1 pseudogene is annotated in these 429 nt (G+C 50.8%); it reads right to left on the reverse strand.

Annotated features, from left to right (window positions below):
* A pseudogene (locus tag OUO13_RS12895) lies at positions 1-429 on the reverse strand (IS1182 family transposase); the annotation flags it as partial.

The following is a 429-nucleotide window of genomic DNA, read 5'->3' on the forward strand; positions in this document are numbered from 1 at the left end:
ATCTTGTTGCTGTACAAGTATTCGTTGTTGGCGATGCTGGCAAAACCCGTATCGGCGGTGATGATTACGCCATCCTTCAGGATATTCTCCCGGATACGCAGTCGCTGAAAACGCTCCCGAACCTCGGCCAGAATGGGCTTTAGCGTGTGTTGCTCCTGACCATGACCAAAGGCCTGAGCGTCCACAATGATCTGGTGTTTTTTATCGACGGTGGCGATGCCATTGAAGCCCTGAATCGTTCCTTTCGAAGTTTTCATCTTCGCCGACTCGTTGTCGGTGATGTTGCTTTTAACTTCAGAGCCCTGCTTGTTAACGCCCGTCCGTGGGCCTTGCGTCTTTAGGAACTGATCGATTTTTTCGAAGGCACTATTCAGAGTTCTGACTGTTTTTGTGATGCGCTCCTGGCGACTGTTGTCGTCGGACTCCTTG

The organism is Parathalassolituus penaei, assembly GCF_026626885.1.
Taxonomy (GTDB): domain Bacteria; phylum Pseudomonadota; class Gammaproteobacteria; order Pseudomonadales; family Oceanobacteraceae; genus Oceanobacter; species Oceanobacter penaei.